Origin of the sequence: Octadecabacter antarcticus 307 (assembly GCF_000155675.2) — a bacterium.
Taxonomy (GTDB): Bacteria; Pseudomonadota; Alphaproteobacteria; order Rhodobacterales; family Rhodobacteraceae; genus Octadecabacter; species Octadecabacter antarcticus.
In genome coordinates, this window is sequence record NC_020911.1 from 891717 (window position 1) to 906935 (window position 15219).

Annotated in this window: 12 protein-coding genes and 2 pseudogenes; 8 read left to right on the top strand and 6 right to left on the bottom strand. The window is 53.8% G+C overall.

The annotated features are described in order from the left end of the window. Positions 1 to 148 precede the first annotated feature (148 nt). Together OAN307_RS04605 and OAN307_RS04610 are read right to left on the bottom strand one after the other, a co-directional pair. Positions 149 to 334 (bottom strand): hypothetical protein, encoded by a 186-nt coding sequence (locus tag OAN307_RS04605; RefSeq protein ID WP_015498677.1) that lies wholly within the window; start codon positions 332 to 334, stop codon positions 149 to 151. A 603-nt stretch (positions 335 to 937) separates the two neighbouring features. Then, positions 938 to 1822, bottom strand: a complete 885-nt coding sequence (locus tag OAN307_RS04610) for an HAD-IIA family hydrolase (protein ID WP_015498678.1) — start codon at positions 1820 to 1822, stop codon at positions 938 to 940. Between the two features lie 243 nt (positions 1823 to 2065). On the opposite strand from OAN307_RS04610, the gene OAN307_RS04615 reads away from it, so the two are divergent. The 8 genes and pseudogenes from OAN307_RS04615 to OAN307_RS25865 all read left to right on the top strand — a co-directional run. Continuing rightward, complete coding sequence (locus OAN307_RS04615) at positions 2066 to 2845, top strand: DeoR/GlpR family DNA-binding transcription regulator (protein ID WP_015498679.1); 780 nt, start codon at positions 2066 to 2068, stop codon at positions 2843 to 2845. Beyond that, positions 2842 to 3867, top strand: coding sequence for an ABC transporter ATP-binding protein (locus OAN307_RS04620; protein ID WP_015498680.1), 1026 nt, complete (start codon positions 2842 to 2844; stop codon positions 3865 to 3867). Before OAN307_RS04615 ends, OAN307_RS04620 begins: the two co-directional genes overlap by 4 nt. A gap of 46 nt (positions 3868 to 3913) precedes the next feature. Next, positions 3914 to 5173 (top strand): ABC transporter substrate-binding protein, encoded by a 1260-nt coding sequence (locus OAN307_RS04625; protein ID WP_015498681.1) that lies wholly within the window; start codon positions 3914 to 3916, stop codon positions 5171 to 5173. Between the two features lie 61 nt (positions 5174 to 5234). After that, on the top strand, positions 5235 to 6128 hold the full coding sequence (locus OAN307_RS04630) for a carbohydrate ABC transporter permease (protein ID WP_015498682.1): 894 nt from the start codon (positions 5235 to 5237) through the stop codon (positions 6126 to 6128). Next, positions 6125 to 6934, top strand: coding sequence for a carbohydrate ABC transporter permease (locus OAN307_RS04635; RefSeq protein WP_015498683.1), 810 nt, complete (start codon positions 6125 to 6127; stop codon positions 6932 to 6934). Before OAN307_RS04630 ends, OAN307_RS04635 begins: the two co-directional genes overlap by 4 nt. Next, on the top strand, positions 6931 to 7722 hold the full coding sequence (locus OAN307_RS04640; protein WP_015498684.1) for a phosphodiesterase: 792 nt from the start codon (positions 6931 to 6933) through the stop codon (positions 7720 to 7722). Before OAN307_RS04635 ends, OAN307_RS04640 begins: the two co-directional genes overlap by 4 nt. A 28-nt stretch (positions 7723 to 7750) precedes the next feature. Continuing rightward, positions 7751 to 9403 (top strand): Na/Pi cotransporter family protein, encoded by a 1653-nt coding sequence (locus OAN307_RS04645; RefSeq protein WP_015498685.1) that lies wholly within the window; start codon positions 7751 to 7753, stop codon positions 9401 to 9403. Positions 9404 to 9579: 176 nt separating this feature from the next. After that, positions 9580 to 10628: pseudogene (locus OAN307_RS25865) on the top strand (helix-turn-helix domain-containing protein); the annotation flags it as partial. On the opposite strand, the pseudogene OAN307_RS31135 reads toward OAN307_RS25865, so the two are convergent. From OAN307_RS31135 to OAN307_RS04670, 4 genes and pseudogenes are all read right to left on the bottom strand, one after another. Continuing rightward, positions 10624 to 11231: pseudogene (locus OAN307_RS31135) on the bottom strand (hypothetical protein); the annotation flags it as partial. The pseudogenes OAN307_RS25865 and OAN307_RS31135 overlap by 5 nt on opposite strands. A gap of 235 nt (positions 11232 to 11466) precedes the next feature. Further along, positions 11467 to 12432, bottom strand: coding sequence for a hypothetical protein (locus tag OAN307_RS04660; protein WP_015498687.1), 966 nt, complete (start codon positions 12430 to 12432; stop codon positions 11467 to 11469). Positions 12433 to 12440: 8 nt separating this feature from the next. Further along, entirely contained in the window at positions 12441 to 14096 is a 1656-nt protein-coding gene (locus tag OAN307_RS04665) for an ABC transporter permease (protein WP_044043207.1), read from the bottom strand. Next, positions 14093 to 15172, bottom strand: a complete 1080-nt coding sequence (locus tag OAN307_RS04670) for an ABC transporter ATP-binding protein (RefSeq protein WP_015498689.1) — start codon at positions 15170 to 15172, stop codon at positions 14093 to 14095. The genes OAN307_RS04665 and OAN307_RS04670 overlap by 4 nt, the downstream gene beginning before the upstream one ends. Positions 15173 to 15219: the final 47 nt, after the last annotated feature.

The window sequence follows — 15219 nt, forward strand, 5'->3', positions numbered from 1 at the left end:
CTTTTGGGTTTCACCAGACGTAACTGGCAGTAATGAATATCGATTTAATAGACCGAGATTATGGTTACTTCGCGGCGCAATCATGGTCTTGATATGAAGGCGGGCGGGGACGTCGGGATCGCATCTGACGAAGATGCGCGACCAAGGTCTAGTAGGTTGCGACTGCCTGCGAGCTGAGAGCCGCCCCGACCCCTGTTGAATGATCCGTTGCGCCATTGGCAACGATCGCGATCACAGCAACGGACAAGCCGACAGTTGCAGCGGTCAGGACCACCCAATCGACTGTTACAGCACCGTCGTCTTGATCGCGGAAGGATTTGATGAACTTGACCATGGGACTCCAATAACATTAGTGTTTCAGTGTTCCCCCAGTCCTAGTGGCAGAATATGGCCTAAAATAGGGTGACTAGGGGCCGTTTTGTGGCATTTGGTCCATCGTGGTGAACGCCCGGTTGTTGGAATCTTGAACCGCCCCTTGCCTGCTGGAGGCTCCAACTGCTGTGCAGGATGGAGCATTATGGGCAAATCAACGAATAGATATTCACCAGAAGTGCGCGAGCGAGCCGTACGGATGGTTTCAGGTGGCGAAGGGCAGCGCGAGAGCCGCTGCTCGTCCCTTGTGGGGAAGGGGTCTTGTCTTGTATGCGGGACGTTCGTGAATTCCCTTTCATCTGTTCAGATCAGTTTTCCAGGTCCCGGTCCGGTCTGGCTGCCCTGCGGCTCTTTATAGCCAAGTGGAGGACGACCCTCATTGGGCTTCTAGGTGGGACGGCCGTCCTACCTAGAATACGACAATTCTTCAGCAGAATTACCGCATGGCCAACATACAAGAGGCGGGCACACACTGACCTAAATTCGCACAACGCGGCTTATGTTAAGTGAAAACAAATTCGGCACGATTTTGGAATGAAAGTTAATCAGCTACGGCCTCAAACAGTCAGATGCGGCCAAGTCGCCAGTCCGCAAATAGTTTGGATTGCATGGAGAATCCGTCAGTATCATGTCCAGCGAATAAACCGTCTTGGGTGACAAGAACCGTGCGCCATCCACGTGCGGCGGCACCTAAAATATCTGTGTGCAACGTGTCGCCACACATAGCGATGCGTTGTGAGGGCACATCTGGTAACGAAGCTTCGACTAAATCGTAGACTTCTGGGAAGGGTTTGCCAAAAAAACGTACGTGTTCGGGAAACTTGTCTGCGAGGAGGTGGCCGTAGTGGCCGGGTTCAATAGAAAACCCTCCGTCGCGCGGTGCGGCCAGGTCGGCATTGCCGATCAAAAGGGGGCGAGGACGGTCCTGCATCGCAGCCATAAGTAAGCCTTGTCGTCCTGCTGTCCATCCAGCCGTCGACAAGAACAGAAAGTAATCCACGGCTTTGTAGATTTTGGGCGCATCCTCTAGCCGGCTAGAGGATGCCGGCAAGTCGCTTAGGCTGTCTGACGCAGCCGCAATCACACCCCAGTGACCATCTGATATATGTAATAATACGGCTTCGCGGCTTGTTATGATTTCATCGTCCGCGAGCGTCAGCCCTAGGCGTTTGAATTTATCGATAGCGCCTGCGCGGTCATAGCTTGCGGCATTGGTCAAAATACGGATTTCACAACCGCGTTTGCGTAATTGATCAAGGCGGCGGTCCGCACCAGGGATCATCGTTTCCCCCACGTTCAAGACACCAAAAGCGTCAAAAACAAACGCATCAACATCGTCCGTGATATCCAGCAATGAGGTTATATCCATCGTTTCTGGTTGCGCTGCGACGCTGGGGAATCGCTCACTTACTTCTTCGTAACGATTAAAGATCGATTCCGTTGTTTGCATATTACCCCAGCAAAAATTAGGCACCTCATGGCGTCGTTCCACTTTAGGGAAAAACGCACAGAGGGAAAGAAAAAGCAACAAAATAGTGCCTTTTGGCGAATAATTGAGGTATATAAATATATTTATAAGAAATATTTCGCTTTAAAACAATAGTTTAAGCCAATTTATGAAAGTGTGATATTAAAATGTTGTTTTGTTGCTTTTTCCGGCCTAACGTAGACTTTCTACAAGCTGGGAGGTTGTATGTCATCGAAGAAGGCCAGGCGGAGAGAGGCCATAATGGCTCTTGTTGTAGAGCAAGGCGCTGTGACTGTGGGCTCTTTGGCTGAACGCTTTGACGTCTCGATGCAGACGATCCGGCGCGACGTGGATACGCTATGTGAAGGTGAAATGCTTCACCGTGCACATGGTCGGATTGAACTGAGCGAAGAGTTCTTGAACACGCCGTTTGATCAACGTGCAGGAACCAACCTTTTGGGCAAACGCGCCATTGGTGAGGTCGCTGCAAGCCTGATTCCGGACGGGGCATCGTTGTTTATTTCTATCGGATCAACCCCGTTGAGCGTCGCGCAGGCGTTGCGCCACCGCAAGGGTTTGACTGTGATCACCAACAACCTGAGCGCTGCAATGGCATTGAGTGATGAAGTATCGAACCGGATCCTTTTGCCGGGTGGCGAATTGCGCTTGCCGGACCGCGATATACTGGGGAACGAAGTCTTAGATTTCTTTGGACGCTTTCGGGCGGATTTTGCCGTGTTTGGTGCGGCAGGGATCGCAGAAGATGGCGGCCTTTTAGAGTTCCACACGACCGAGGTGCGCGCGACGCAAAAGATCTGTGAGAACGCGTGGAAATCCTTGTTGGTGGTGGATGGATCAAAATTTGGACGTCACGCGCCCGCACTAGGTGACAATATTGCAGATATCGACACGGTCATTATTGACCGCCGCCCGCCTCCGGCTTTTGCGCCGCTGATGGATACAATCAACGACAGGCTGCTGATAGCGGCAGGAGATGCGACATGACGAACGCCCCCTTTGTAGTGATAAAAGACGTGGCCAAGCGCTGGAATGGCCAGCTTGGGGTTGAAGGTATTACCCTCAAAATACCAGAGGGAAGTTTTACAGCGCTGCTTGGCCCGTCAGGTTGCGGTAAGTCCACGACATTGCGGTTGCTGGCCGGGTTGGAATTACCCGACGAGGGCAAGATTTTCATTGATGGCAAGGACGTGACAACAAGTGCAGCGTCTGATCGTAATTTGTCGATGGTGTTCCAGTCCTACGCGCTGTTCCCGCATCTGTCGGTCGCTGAAAACGTGGTGTTCGGCCTTAAGGTGCGCCGTGTCCCCAAGAAAGAGCGGCAGGAAAAACTCCGCCGCGCCTTGGAGATTACTGGCTTGCTTGGCTATGAGGATCGGAAACCTGGTGAATTGTCTGGCGGCCAACGCCAACGTGTGGCTTTGGCCCGCGCGATTGTTGCAGGGCAACGTCTGTGTTTGATGGACGAACCGCTGTCGAACCTTGACGCCAAGCTGCGCAATTCGGTTCGCAAGGACATCAAGAAGCTACAGCGCGATCTGGGTATCACAGTGGTTTACGTAACCCACGACCAGACCGAAGCCATGAGCATGGCGGACACTGTTGTTTTGATGAAGGATGGCCATATCCAACAGTTTGGGCCACCAGAGGATTTGTACAACAAACCGAACAATACCTTTGTCGCTGAGTTTGTCGGGTCACCACCGATGGCCCTGATCTCTTCTGATGGGCTGGCGGGGTTCGCTGAGGGCCAAAAGCTTGGCATCCGTGCGGAAAATATTCAAATCGCACCCAAAGGTGAGGGGCGTTTGACCTGCACCATTACGGAAAGCGAATTTTTGGGTTCAGAGACGCTGATTGGACTGGATCACGAGCATGCCACGGGCCTGTGTATCTTGAAGTCCGGGATGGCGTTGATGCCGGAAGGCGAAACGATCGACATTACTTTTACTGACGATCATCTGCACGTTTTTGACGCGGCAGGGAATAGAATGGCGGCGCAGGCATAAGATCTGCACCGGCTGGAAGACCACTGAAAACCCCAGGGAGGAAAACATGAAACTATTCTCAACAACTGCACTTGGTTTGGCGACCGCGATGGCTGTCACAACGGCAAGCGCGCAAACCGAACTGACAATGTATTACCCGATCGCAGTGGGTGGATCATTGACCCAAGTCGTCGACGGTATTGTCGCTGATTTCGAAGCCGCAAACCCGGATATTGACGTCACTGCCATCTATTCGGGCAACTATGACGACACACGCGTGCGTGCATTGTCGGCCCTTGCATCTGGCGAGGCTGCACAGCTTGCTGTGATGTTTTCCATCGACGCCTATGACCTGATTGAACAGGAACTGATTGTTCCGTTTGAAGAAGTCGCGACCACAGACGCAGATAAGGAATGGCTGAACAGCTTTTACCCTGCATTGATGGCGAACGGTCAAATCGAAGGCCAGACATGGGGTATTCCTTTCCAGCGTTCGACCATTGTCGCCTATTACAACAAGGATCTGTTCCGCGCCGCTGGCCTGGACCCAGAAGCGCCGCCAACCACCTGGGACGAAATGATTGAGATGGGCAAAGCCCTAACCAATGATGACACCTATGGCCTGATGATACCGTCGACGGGCTATCCGTATTGGATGTTTCAGGCGCTGGCGATCCAGAACGGCAAAGAAATTATGTCTGGTGACGGTCTGACGACATATTTCGATGATCCAACGGTCATTGAAACGCTTGAATTCTGGCAGTCGTTGTCAGGTGAGCATGGCATCATGCCAACGGGCACAGTTGAATGGGGCACATTGCGTCAGGCGTTCCTCGAAGGTCAGACTGCTATGATGTGGCATTCCACAGGCAACCTGACCGCGGTGAAAAATGGCGCGAGCTTTGATTTCGGTGTTGCTGAACTTCCGGGTAATGTGCGTCTTGGATCACCAACGGGTGGCGGTAACTTTTATCTGTTCCAAGACACAACAGAAGAAGAACGCGCAGCTGCATTGAAATTGATGCAGTTCATGACGGCGCCAGAACAGGCGGCTCAATGGTCCATTGCGACGGGCTACATGGGTGTGTCACCAGCGGCATATGAAACTGAAGCGTTGCAGGCTTACGTGGCTGAATTTCCGCCCGCACTTGTTGCGCGCAATCAGCTAGAAAATGCAGTTGCTGAGTTTTCGACGTTTGAAACAGCACGTGTTCGCGATGGTCTAAACAGCGCGATCCAGTCTGCGCTGACTGGGGCCAAAGAACCGGCTGAAGCCTTGGGCGAAGCACAGGCCGCCGCAGTGCGTTTGCTGTCCGACTACCAGTAACCTTCCGGTTGGGCCGGTGCGTGATGCATTGGCCCTTCCACCACCAAACTGGAGAAACGTCATGTCAGCACACGCCAATCTTGAACGCCGCAGGCAGGCCATTTACGGCTGGCTGTTGTTGTCACCCGCCCTGTTGTTGCTGTCGGTCTTCGCGTTTTACCCGACCATGGCCACGCTTTGGTCCAGCCTGTTTTCACGCGGCACACGCCGCAATCCGGTCGAATATATTGGCACTGGAAATTATACCGAACTGTTTTCTGATCCGACCTTTTGGATTGTCGTCAAAAACAACCTTTTATACGCGGGAGTCACGATCCCCGTGTCCATTGGAATCGCCCTTGCGATGGCCCTTTGGGCGAATGGCAAAATCCGCGCGCGCAGCTTTGTGCGCACCGCCTATTTTACCCCAACCGTGCTGCCGATGATCGCCGCCGCAAACCTTTGGCTGTTCTTTTATACACCGGGTTTGGGTGTACTTGATCAAATCGGCTCAGTCTTTGGATTGCCGGCCGTGAACTGGCTGGGTCAGCCGGAAACTGCGCTTTGGGCAATCATCATAGTGACCATCTGGAAAGAGGCGGGGTTCTTCATGATCTTCTACCTCGCCGCGCTGCAAACCATTCCCGAAGATTTGAAAGAGGCCGCTGACATCGAAGGCACAAGTCGGTGGACCTACACCCGCCGCATCGTCTTGCCCTTGTTGATGCCGACCACTTTGTTCATTGCTGTTAACGCGTTGATCAATTCGGTCAAACTGATCGATCACTTGTTTATCCTGACCAAGGGCGGCCCGTCGAACGCGTCCAAGCTGCTGCTATACTACATCTGGGAAATGGCCTTTGCGTTTTTTGATTCACCACAAGCCGCAGCAATGACGATCCTTGTGATCGGGGTGCTGGCCATCGTGGCGGCCGTGCAGTTCCTCTATCTTGATAAAAGGACGCATTACCAATGAAGCGCTTTAGCAACTTCATGGACAGCTTCGGTGCGATCCTTTTGGCTGTCATCTGGATCGCACCCCTGCTGTTTGCGTTTTGGGCTGCGACACATTCGACGTCTGATGCGGTTAACCTGAGGCTGTTTTCACCGTGGACGTTGGATAATTTCCGCGTCGCATGGAACGGAGCGCCTTGGTTGAAATACTTTATCAACACGTTCAGCTTGGTGACCGTGATCTTGATCGGTCAGTTCATCCTAGTGACATTGGCAGGATTTGCCTTTGCCCAGCTGAAATTCCCCGGCAAGGATTTCGTTTTCATTCTGGTGTTGATGCAGCTGTTCATTTTGCCCGAAGTCCTGATCGTGGAAAACTATGCTATGGTGTCGCGGTTGGGATTATTCGACACGATCCTTGGTGTGGGCATGCCATACATGGCGTCCGCGTTCGGCATTTTCTTGATGCGCCAAGCGTTCAAAGGCGTGCCGATTGAATTGCACGAAGCGGCTCGGATTGAAGGCTGCGGGTTGCTTGGCATCTTGTGGCGCGTCTATGTGCCCTTGGCAAAACCGACCTATCTGGCCTACGCGCTGGTGTCTGTGTCGACCCACTGGAACAACTTCTTGTGGCCCCTCATCGTAACGAACTCGCCAGAAACACGTCCTTTGACGGTTGGTCTTTCGATCTTTGGCGCGCCTGAAAACGGCGTGGATATCAGTGTGATTTCGGCGGCAACATTGATGTCGGTCGCACCACTTCTCATCGCGTTCCTGATCTTCCAACGTCAGTTCGTGCAAGCGTTCTTGCGCGCAGGGATCAAATGACCACGATACTGCAGATCACGGACACGCATATTGTTTGTGACGGCGCGTTGGTATCGAACCGTTTGGAAACGTCTGTAGCCTTGTCCCGCCTGATCGACCGCATCATGTCGATCAGGCACCAAATTGGTGCCATTGACGCAGTTTTGGTAACGGGTGATCTCAGCGATGATGGTAGCAAAGAGAGCTACGAAAAGTTCAAAGACCTGCTCGCCCCCCTTGATCTGCCGTTGCTTGTTATCCCCGGAAATCATGATGCCCGCGAACCGATGCGCGCCGCGTTTGCCAATCAATTTACGCAAGACGGCCCCCTGAATTGGGTCAATCAAGTCGGTGATCTGACGGTTATCGGCCTCGACACCTTGGTCGAGGGGACAGGCAAAGGTACGCTCAGCGCTCCAACCTTGGACTTCTTAGAAACCACACTCGCAAACGCCCAAAACACGCCAATCCTGCTTGCCATGCACCACCCGCCGTTCTTGTCGGGCATCAATTTTATGGATGACATCGGCCTGACCAACCGGGATGCATTTCGAGATGTTGTGTCCTGCCACACAGGCTCGATGCGGATTGTTTGCGGTCATATCCATTCTATGATGGTCACGGATGTCGGCGGGCACATCGCAATTTCCGCGCCGTCTCCGTGTAGCACATTCAACTATGATCTTCGCGATGGCGCCCCCTTGGGGTTTATGGCACTAAAAGACGGCTGCCTCTTGCACACATGGGCCGTCGGTTTTCAAACAATACGGATCGGACCTGACGCAGGGCCTGGTCCATTCCGGTTCTGAACTATTTCTCTGACAGAAAGCGTGGCCCTTGGAAGACGCATACCCGATTCAGTTCCTGATTCAAATCGCTGGGGCGGCGGCCCTTCTTATATGGGCTGTCCGACTGGTCCGAACCGGAGTCGAGCGTGGCTTTGCAGCGCCTTTGCGGTTCTGGTTGCGCCATTCTGCTAAGAACCGCCTGCTGGCGGCGGCCACGGGTATGGGGGCAGCAGTGTTCCTTCAAAGTTCAACTGCGGTGGCGGTTTTGGTGTCCAACTTTGTAGCCAAAGGCGGGCTTGCGACCGCCGTTGGTCTGGCGATCTTGTTGGGGGCGGATGTTGGATCGGCGATTGTCACGCAGCTGTTGATGGTGCGCCAGCCGATCCTGATACCGTTATTGTTACTGGCTGGCGTTGTGATATTCCAACGCTCAAACGGCAGCACCCGCCAAGTCGGCCGCATCCTTATCGGGCTTGCTCTGATTTTTGTGTCATTGGATATGATCCGCGCCGCGACGGGGCCCTTGGTCGACTATCCAGGTACGCAAACGGTCATGGCCTACCTTGGGCGTGATTTGCTGACGGCCTTTGTTTTGGGCGCGGGTTTTGCGTGGGTCGTGCATTCCAGCGTTGCGGCGGTGTTGTTGTTCGTCACGCTGGCAGCGCAGGCCGTTCTGCCGGTTCCGGCAGCTGTGGCCATGATCCTTGGGGCCAATCTGGGCGGCGCATTCATCGCCTACGTGTTAACGTTGTCGGCACCCCTGGCATCGCGCCGGATGGTTGTGGCCAACCTTGTGTTGCGGGGCGGTGGTGCGGCGCTTGTGACGCTGTTGGTATCGGAAATGCCTGATTTGCTGGATCGTCTGGGATCGACGCCCGCGCGCCAATCCATCAATTCACATCTTGCGTTTAATCTGGCGTTGGCAGTGATTGCATTGCCCTTTGTCGGGGTGCTGACATCTTTGTTGACACGTCTGATGCCGGATAAGATTGCGGAGGATAACCCGCTGGTAGCAGTCTCTGCCCTTGATCCGAACGCTTTGGAACGGCCCCAACGTGGCTTGGATTGTGCGGCGCGTGAATTACTTGGCATGGGGCAGAAAATCGAACACATGCTGATTTCAGTCGAGCCGCTTTATGACAATTGGAATCCTGCGACGGCGAAAACGATCGGCGATCAAGACATCACGATCAAGAAGATGCACCTTGATGTGAAGCTTTACCTTGCTAAGTTGGGCCAGACTGGTCTGGATGAGGATCTGGGCCGTAGGTCGATGGACCTTGCGTCGATCTCCTCAAGCCTCGATTCCGCGTCCGATGCCATTGCCAGAATTATGCTGGAATTGGCCAAACGGCTTGACGCGCAGAAGCTTCAGTTTTCGTCGCAAGGGCGCGAAGAAATCGGCGATTTTGCCGATCGTGTGCAAAGTAACGTTCAACTGGCCCTGAATGTCATGATGAACCAGAACCCAGCAGAAGCGCGCGAACTTGTGACGGCCAAGGAAAAAGTCCGAAAAGTCGAACAGAAACTGCAACGCAATCATATCGGTCGACTGCGTGAGGGTTTGGCCGAGAGCATTGAAACCAGCAACATCCACCAAGAAACGCTGCGCGCTCTTAAACAAGTCAACACTGCGTTTTCAATGGTCGGGTATCCAATTTTGCTGAAATCCGGTGACCTGTTGAAAAGTAGGCTAACATAGAGTGGCCGCAAAAATCCGCGCTTCTGTCCTCGCTCAATCGCCGTAGGTGGTCAGGATGAAAACTTGACATAAGATTACTTGCGCGCTGAGAAGTTGTAGCCGCAAACCGATAATGTCACCCATAAGCAATGCAGGAATGTCACTTTCTCCCTCAAACGAGTTGGGTGAGATTGAGCATGGGGTGGGTAATAATGAGCGAGCGTGAGTTCAATCGCATAGAGGATTTGGCGCAAGTCGATGATGGCAAGTTAACGGTTTAGAGCGCTGCGAACCTGCTGGACCTGACGCGCAGGCAAGTGTTTAGGCTATTGAAGCGGTATCGTATGGACGGTGCGTCGTCGATCCGACATCGGTCTCAGGGCAAGGTTCCGAACAATTAGATCCATCGCGCCAAACGTGACTACGCGCTGACCTTGATCAAAAAGACCTACGCCGATTTTGGTCTAACCTTGGCAGCTGAGATGTTGGCAAACCATCACTGGTTCAAAGTGCCCGGTGAGACACTGCGCCAGTGGATGATTGAAGATGGGGTTTGGCTTAGCCGCGAGCAACGGTGGACATTCCATCAGCCCAGATTGCGCCGGTTCGGTGGTTTGAAGGTCGTGGCCCAGCTTGTAGCCTGCTCGTGTTTATCCCCTCTCGGGACATTGCTGCGCAGTGCCCTGCCGAGCGCAGTGCCCTGCCGAGCAGTGGATGATGCGACCAGTACGTTGATGCAGCTGCGTTTTGTTACGTCTGGGAGCACGTTCAGCTATTTTGAAGCATTTGGACCTATACTTGGCTACGCATGGCCGACCGGTTGCGTTTTATTCCGACAAGCACACGGTGTTTCGTGTCGCCAATCAATCCGCTAAGTCTGGGCATGGGATGACCATTGACCGGCAGTTGATTGCATAGCAATCAATGAGAGGGACAGTTTGGCCGTGCTTTCAATGCGTTAAACATCGAGATCCTTTGCGCAAATAGCAGCCAGACCAAAGGACGTGTCGAATGGGCCAATCGTACGCTTCAGGACTGTTTGGTTAAAGAACTGATGCTCGTAGGCATCTCTGACATGGAGGGTGCAAATGCGTTCCTACCCAGCATTACAGGCTGCTATAACGCTAAGTTTGCAAAGGTGCCGCGTCGCGCTGATATTAGGAGCCGGTCGATGAACATTTAACCTGACCTGCTCCGTGACGTCTTCTGCTTTAGGGATCAACGCGTTGTCGGCCCATATGCCACAATGCCCGGCCCAGATACTTCGAGGCGCGGAGCGCATCGTTCTGAGCGATGGCTCCAGCGGTGCTTGGCTTCCATGGCTGGGCGTTTCTGTGCAGAGGGATGACCGCAGCCGCTGCGCGGTCCGCGATAGCATCGTGGCATCTGCGCGTGTCGTATGCTGCGTCCACTGCCCCCTCTCATCGCTGCGAGCAGCGACTGCCGGGCAACGGGACAGTGCATGTTTACATGCGTGAGAGGGGGCAGTGACGCTGCCGATCTGCAGATCGCCCGGGATCTGATTGAGCAGCATCGGCGGATCTCCAATGTTGCTGCCGGTGACTTAAACAGCTCGAACCTCCAACGTTTGCTCGTCGATGCCGAGATGGATCTTGCGCGAGGTAAGCCATGTCGCGCCATTGGTCCGAGCGACAATGGCGACCCGTTTTGTGCCGCCCACTGCCCGCCAGGGTATTGCGAAGCAATGCACGATAGGGATGCTTGCGTGCATTCCACTTATTACCCTTCAGGCGCATGCAAAGCATGCTGCCGAGAGGGCAACGGAGGGTGTGGCGCCCCAGTTCACCTCAGGATCGAACCAGATCGCCAGTGATCCGCGGCGCTTCAACGCCTCATTTTAGGCAGTCCAGTTCGCAGTCTTCTACGTCAGCGCTGTGGGTTTGCTCATGCAAGCCAGCTACCAAACTGGATTCATAATATGAATCCCAAACCGGGTTTGTGCTACAGAGCCGATGCGATAGGTAACGAACAGTTTTTTTCATGCAGATTCCTATTTAAAAGACGCCAGCGGTCACATCGAAGTAAGCCAATCTTGAGACCCTACAGTCAGCGCGCACAAAATGTCACGAGACCAGAATACCTCCCAAAATGACGACACTGCGATCGTCGTAAAATTCAGTGCTGGTAGACCCTTTTACCGTCTCGAAATGGCCCGTCTTGTGGAAATCATGATCCTCAGCGGCGTGGAATGCCGTTTCCCATGCCGTTACAGATACGTCGGCGGGCAGAGACGGATAACCATCGGTGAATATCTCGATGCTCGTGATGTCCTTTGTCGCGCGTTCGAAATCTTGCAGCTCACCTAGCTGAGGCGTTGTTCCGTTCATCGTATCAAAGCACAACGGATTTCCAACCGCATTCCCAAATTTGAACTGTTTCTGGATCCCTCCCATTAGAAAACCTGAAGCAAGTTCCCTAAACTTATGCAGCCCTGTCGTGGAAACTGCTTCATCAACGATTTCTGATGCCCGCGCCGTCGTCAGAACGCCCTCAATAATGGCAGTATCAAAGCCTAAGAAAATGCAGCGGCGGGTCAACATTTCAACTTGGTCAAGGTCCCTGTTGCGGCTGGACAGTTCATTGAACACTGCCACACGCGCCGCGGTTGACACGAAATCTATGAGCTTTTCATGGTGGTGTACTTCTGTGCCATTCAGCCGAATGCCGCTGTCGCCCAGCTGCAAAAACCGCCACGTCTCACCACAATCCAGGGCAACAGCAAGGGTTGTTGATGGTGGAACATCAAGGTTTAGAGGCTCGGTTCGCGCCTTTAAAGCCGCAGACAGACGCGCAATAATTTCTGTGCCGGGCAGCCTACGGTTTATAGGGTCGAGCGCAATTGCCGCCATTTCGGATGCAACAGTCATTGCGGCCAAACGACCCGCAGCCATGCCATTCACTACCGTGCCAAGCGGATCGGTCGCACCATCGAAAACACCATAAACGGCCCCCGGCACGATCAAAGGAACGTCATCACCGGGCGCGGACCCGTCGCGGTATTTCGATCTATTGAAAAGTTCTAAGTGCATCGTCGTCCTTAAATAAACGCGTTGTCGCGGTTCTCGGTAAAGCGGAAAACCAGATAGACGCAAACACCGGTGCACAGCAACAGCACTGTCGAATGGGCAGCCGCGAGCCCGAATTCACCGTCCAGAACCGCCAGATAAATCGAAACGGGCATGGTGATCGTACCTGCGTCGTAAAGGATCAAGGTGCCGGAAAGCTCATTAATTGCTGTAATGAAGCCCATGAGTGACCCAACGATCAAACCCGGCAGGATCAGCGGAACTGTGATTTTCAGGAAAGCTTTGAGCGGTGGGGCTCCGAGATTTATGGCCGCCTCTTCCATTGACGGTTTGATCTGGCGCAAGCTCGACGTTGTGGAGCGCACGCCGTACGGCAATCGGCGGATGAAATAGAGCAGGATTAGCAGCCAAGCGGCCCCCATCCCGCCCATGAAGCCGGATCGGAACGTGGTGACGAACCCGATGGCCATCACCACCCCCGGGATCAGGTATGGCACCATCATCAAAAAATCGATCGCACCGGATGTGGCGGTTTCACGGCGCACGATCACATAACTGATCAGCGCAGAAAATACCGTAATCAACACCACCGCAGCTGTTGCAAAGATAAAGCTGTTGGTGATCGCTTCGGGGGCTGTGCGCAAAATGCGGCTGTAACTTTCTAAGCCATAACCGCCGACAAATACTGGCCCGTTGGTCTTAAGGAACGACGTATAGACCACCACCAACGTCGGCAGCATCGCGATCAAAACGACCCCGTGGCAAAAGCCGTGCACAGCTATATTTCGCCATCCTGTCAGCTGCGTTTTGACTGGCAGATTGGTTAAACTGCTTGCGTAGCGCCGTTTCGCCAGAATGCGCCGTTGTGCTAGTAGGGCCAACATCGAAATGACAATCATGATCATCGACACTGTGACCGCCATGGTTGGCAACCCGCCCAGTTCGGACCGATAGGCCGCAAACGCGATGGTCGAAAGCGTGCGAAACCCGCGCCCCAAAATGGCCGGTGTGCCGAAATCCGCAATCGACAGCACAAAACAAATAATCGCGCCGGTGCTGATGGCTGGAAACACCAGCGGCAACGTGATTTTGACGAACCGTTGCCAAGGGGTACAGCCTAGGTTTTCTGCCGCGTCCTCGAACGATTTGTTCACTGCCATCAGGGCTGTTTGGGTCATCAAAAAAACGAACGGAAAGAATTTCAACGTGAACACAAGGATGATGCCATGCGCGCCGTAGATCGTCGGTGTGTCTATTCCGATGCGCTCAAAAAAGTTGGTGATGAACCCGTTGGACCCCAGCATCATGATCCACGCATAGGCCCCGATGAACGGCGGCGCCACCAGCACCAAAATCGCCAGCGTCGATATCCACGTCCGCCCCCAAAGATGAAATCGCGCGGTGAAAAACGCCAGTGGTATCCCCAAAAGACACGCGCCCAACGTTCCGAATAGCCCCACATACAGCGTGTTCTTCAGCCCGTTCAAATAGTAATTGCGCGTAAAAACCTGAACGTAGTTTCCCAGCGTCCATTCCAACGTATCGGCATCCACAAACGACAACATCAGGACACGAACGATAGGAAACAACAACAAAACAACCAAAATGACCATGATGATGCCTGTGACTACAGTCCAGAAATCCGGTTTGCGCCACGCGTTTATCATTCCACGCGCCCGCCGGTTTCACCGTCTTCAAAGAACGCCAGATCATCACGTTTCACCATCAATGTCACGCGGCTGCCGGTGGGCAATTCTATCACTGACGGGTCCGGACGGGCCAAAGATTTCAAACGTTCGCCGTGATCGGTGATCGTGACTACCTCCATTTCGCGGCCAACGAAACTGACGTCTGACAGGGTCGCAGGGATCGCGATTTCGCCCGCGTCTGGCGCAACAACACCGTCCGCCACACGCAGGGTTTCGGGACGCACCGCACATACGATATCGGGCGTATCGCAGGTATCCAACACAATCGCCCCACCTGACGTCAACGCGAATTGCGCGCCAACCTTGGTCAGCGATAGGAGATTATTGGCCCCCACAAACGTCGCGACAAACTTGTTGGTGGGTCGTAAATAAATATCAAGCGGGCTGGCCGCCTGTTGAATCACACCCTGATGCATGACGCACACTGTGTCCGACATCGCCAATGCTTCTTCTTGATCATGGGTGACATATACTGTGGTGATGCCGAGATCGCGCTGGATGCGGCGCAATTCGGCGCGCAAATCCACGCGCAAGCGCGCATCTAGATTGGACAACGGTTCGTCCATCAACAACACTTTGGGGCGGATCACGATGGCCCGTGCCAGGCCGACGCGCTGTTGTTGACCACCAGATAATTCATGGGGCATGCGATCGGCAAACGCACCAAGTTGCACAACGTCTAGAACATCGGCCACACGTTTTGTGATTTCTGACGCGGATACTTTGCGTTGTTTCAACCCGAACGCCACGTTGTCGCGCACGCTGATATGCGGGAAAATCGCGTAGTCCTGAAACACCATCCCGACGTCGCGCCGATGCGCGGGCAGGCGTTCGATGGATACACCATCGATCGCAATCTGCCCCGCGTTCTGGTCGTGAAACCCCGCGATTGTGCGCAACAGCGTGGTCTTTCCGCAACCGGACGGCCCCAGCAAGGTGAAAAACGACCCAGACGGGACGGATATGTTGATATCGGATAAAGCCACGACATCGCCGTAAAGCTTACGCAGGCCAGTAATTTCAACGGACGCCATTCAATACACCTGCAAATGGAAAAACCGGGTGCGACTATTCGCACCCG

Excerpts from the sequence above, each read along its gene's own strand:
- OAN307_RS04630 (WP_015498682.1), top strand. The coding sequence starts at position 5,235 with ATGTCAGCACACGCCAATCTTGAACGCCGCAGGCAGGCCATTTACGGC.
- OAN307_RS04635 (WP_015498683.1), top strand. The coding sequence starts at position 6,125 with ATGAAGCGCTTTAGCAACTTCATGGACAGCTTCGGTGCGATCCTTTTG.
- OAN307_RS04620 (WP_015498680.1), top strand. The coding sequence starts at position 2,842 with ATGACGAACGCCCCCTTTGTAGTGATAAAAGACGTGGCCAAGCGCTGG.
- OAN307_RS04610 (WP_015498678.1), bottom strand. The coding sequence starts at position 1,822 with ATGCAAACAACGGAATCGATCTTTAATCGTTACGAAGAAGTAAGTGAG.
- OAN307_RS04605 (WP_015498677.1), bottom strand. The coding sequence starts at position 334 with ATGGTCAAGTTCATCAAATCCTTCCGCGATCAAGACGACGGTGCTGTA.
- OAN307_RS04615 (WP_015498679.1), top strand. The coding sequence starts at position 2,066 with ATGTCATCGAAGAAGGCCAGGCGGAGAGAGGCCATAATGGCTCTTGTT.
- OAN307_RS04660 (WP_015498687.1), bottom strand. The coding sequence starts at position 12,432 with ATGCACTTAGAACTTTTCAATAGATCGAAATACCGCGACGGGTCCGCG.
- OAN307_RS04640 (WP_015498684.1), top strand. The coding sequence starts at position 6,931 with ATGACCACGATACTGCAGATCACGGACACGCATATTGTTTGTGACGGC.
- OAN307_RS04625 (WP_015498681.1), top strand. The coding sequence starts at position 3,914 with ATGAAACTATTCTCAACAACTGCACTTGGTTTGGCGACCGCGATGGCT.
- OAN307_RS04665 (WP_044043207.1), bottom strand. The coding sequence starts at position 14,096 with ATGATAAACGCGTGGCGCAAACCGGATTTCTGGACTGTAGTCACAGGC.
- OAN307_RS04670 (WP_015498689.1), bottom strand. The coding sequence starts at position 15,172 with ATGGCGTCCGTTGAAATTACTGGCCTGCGTAAGCTTTACGGCGATGTC.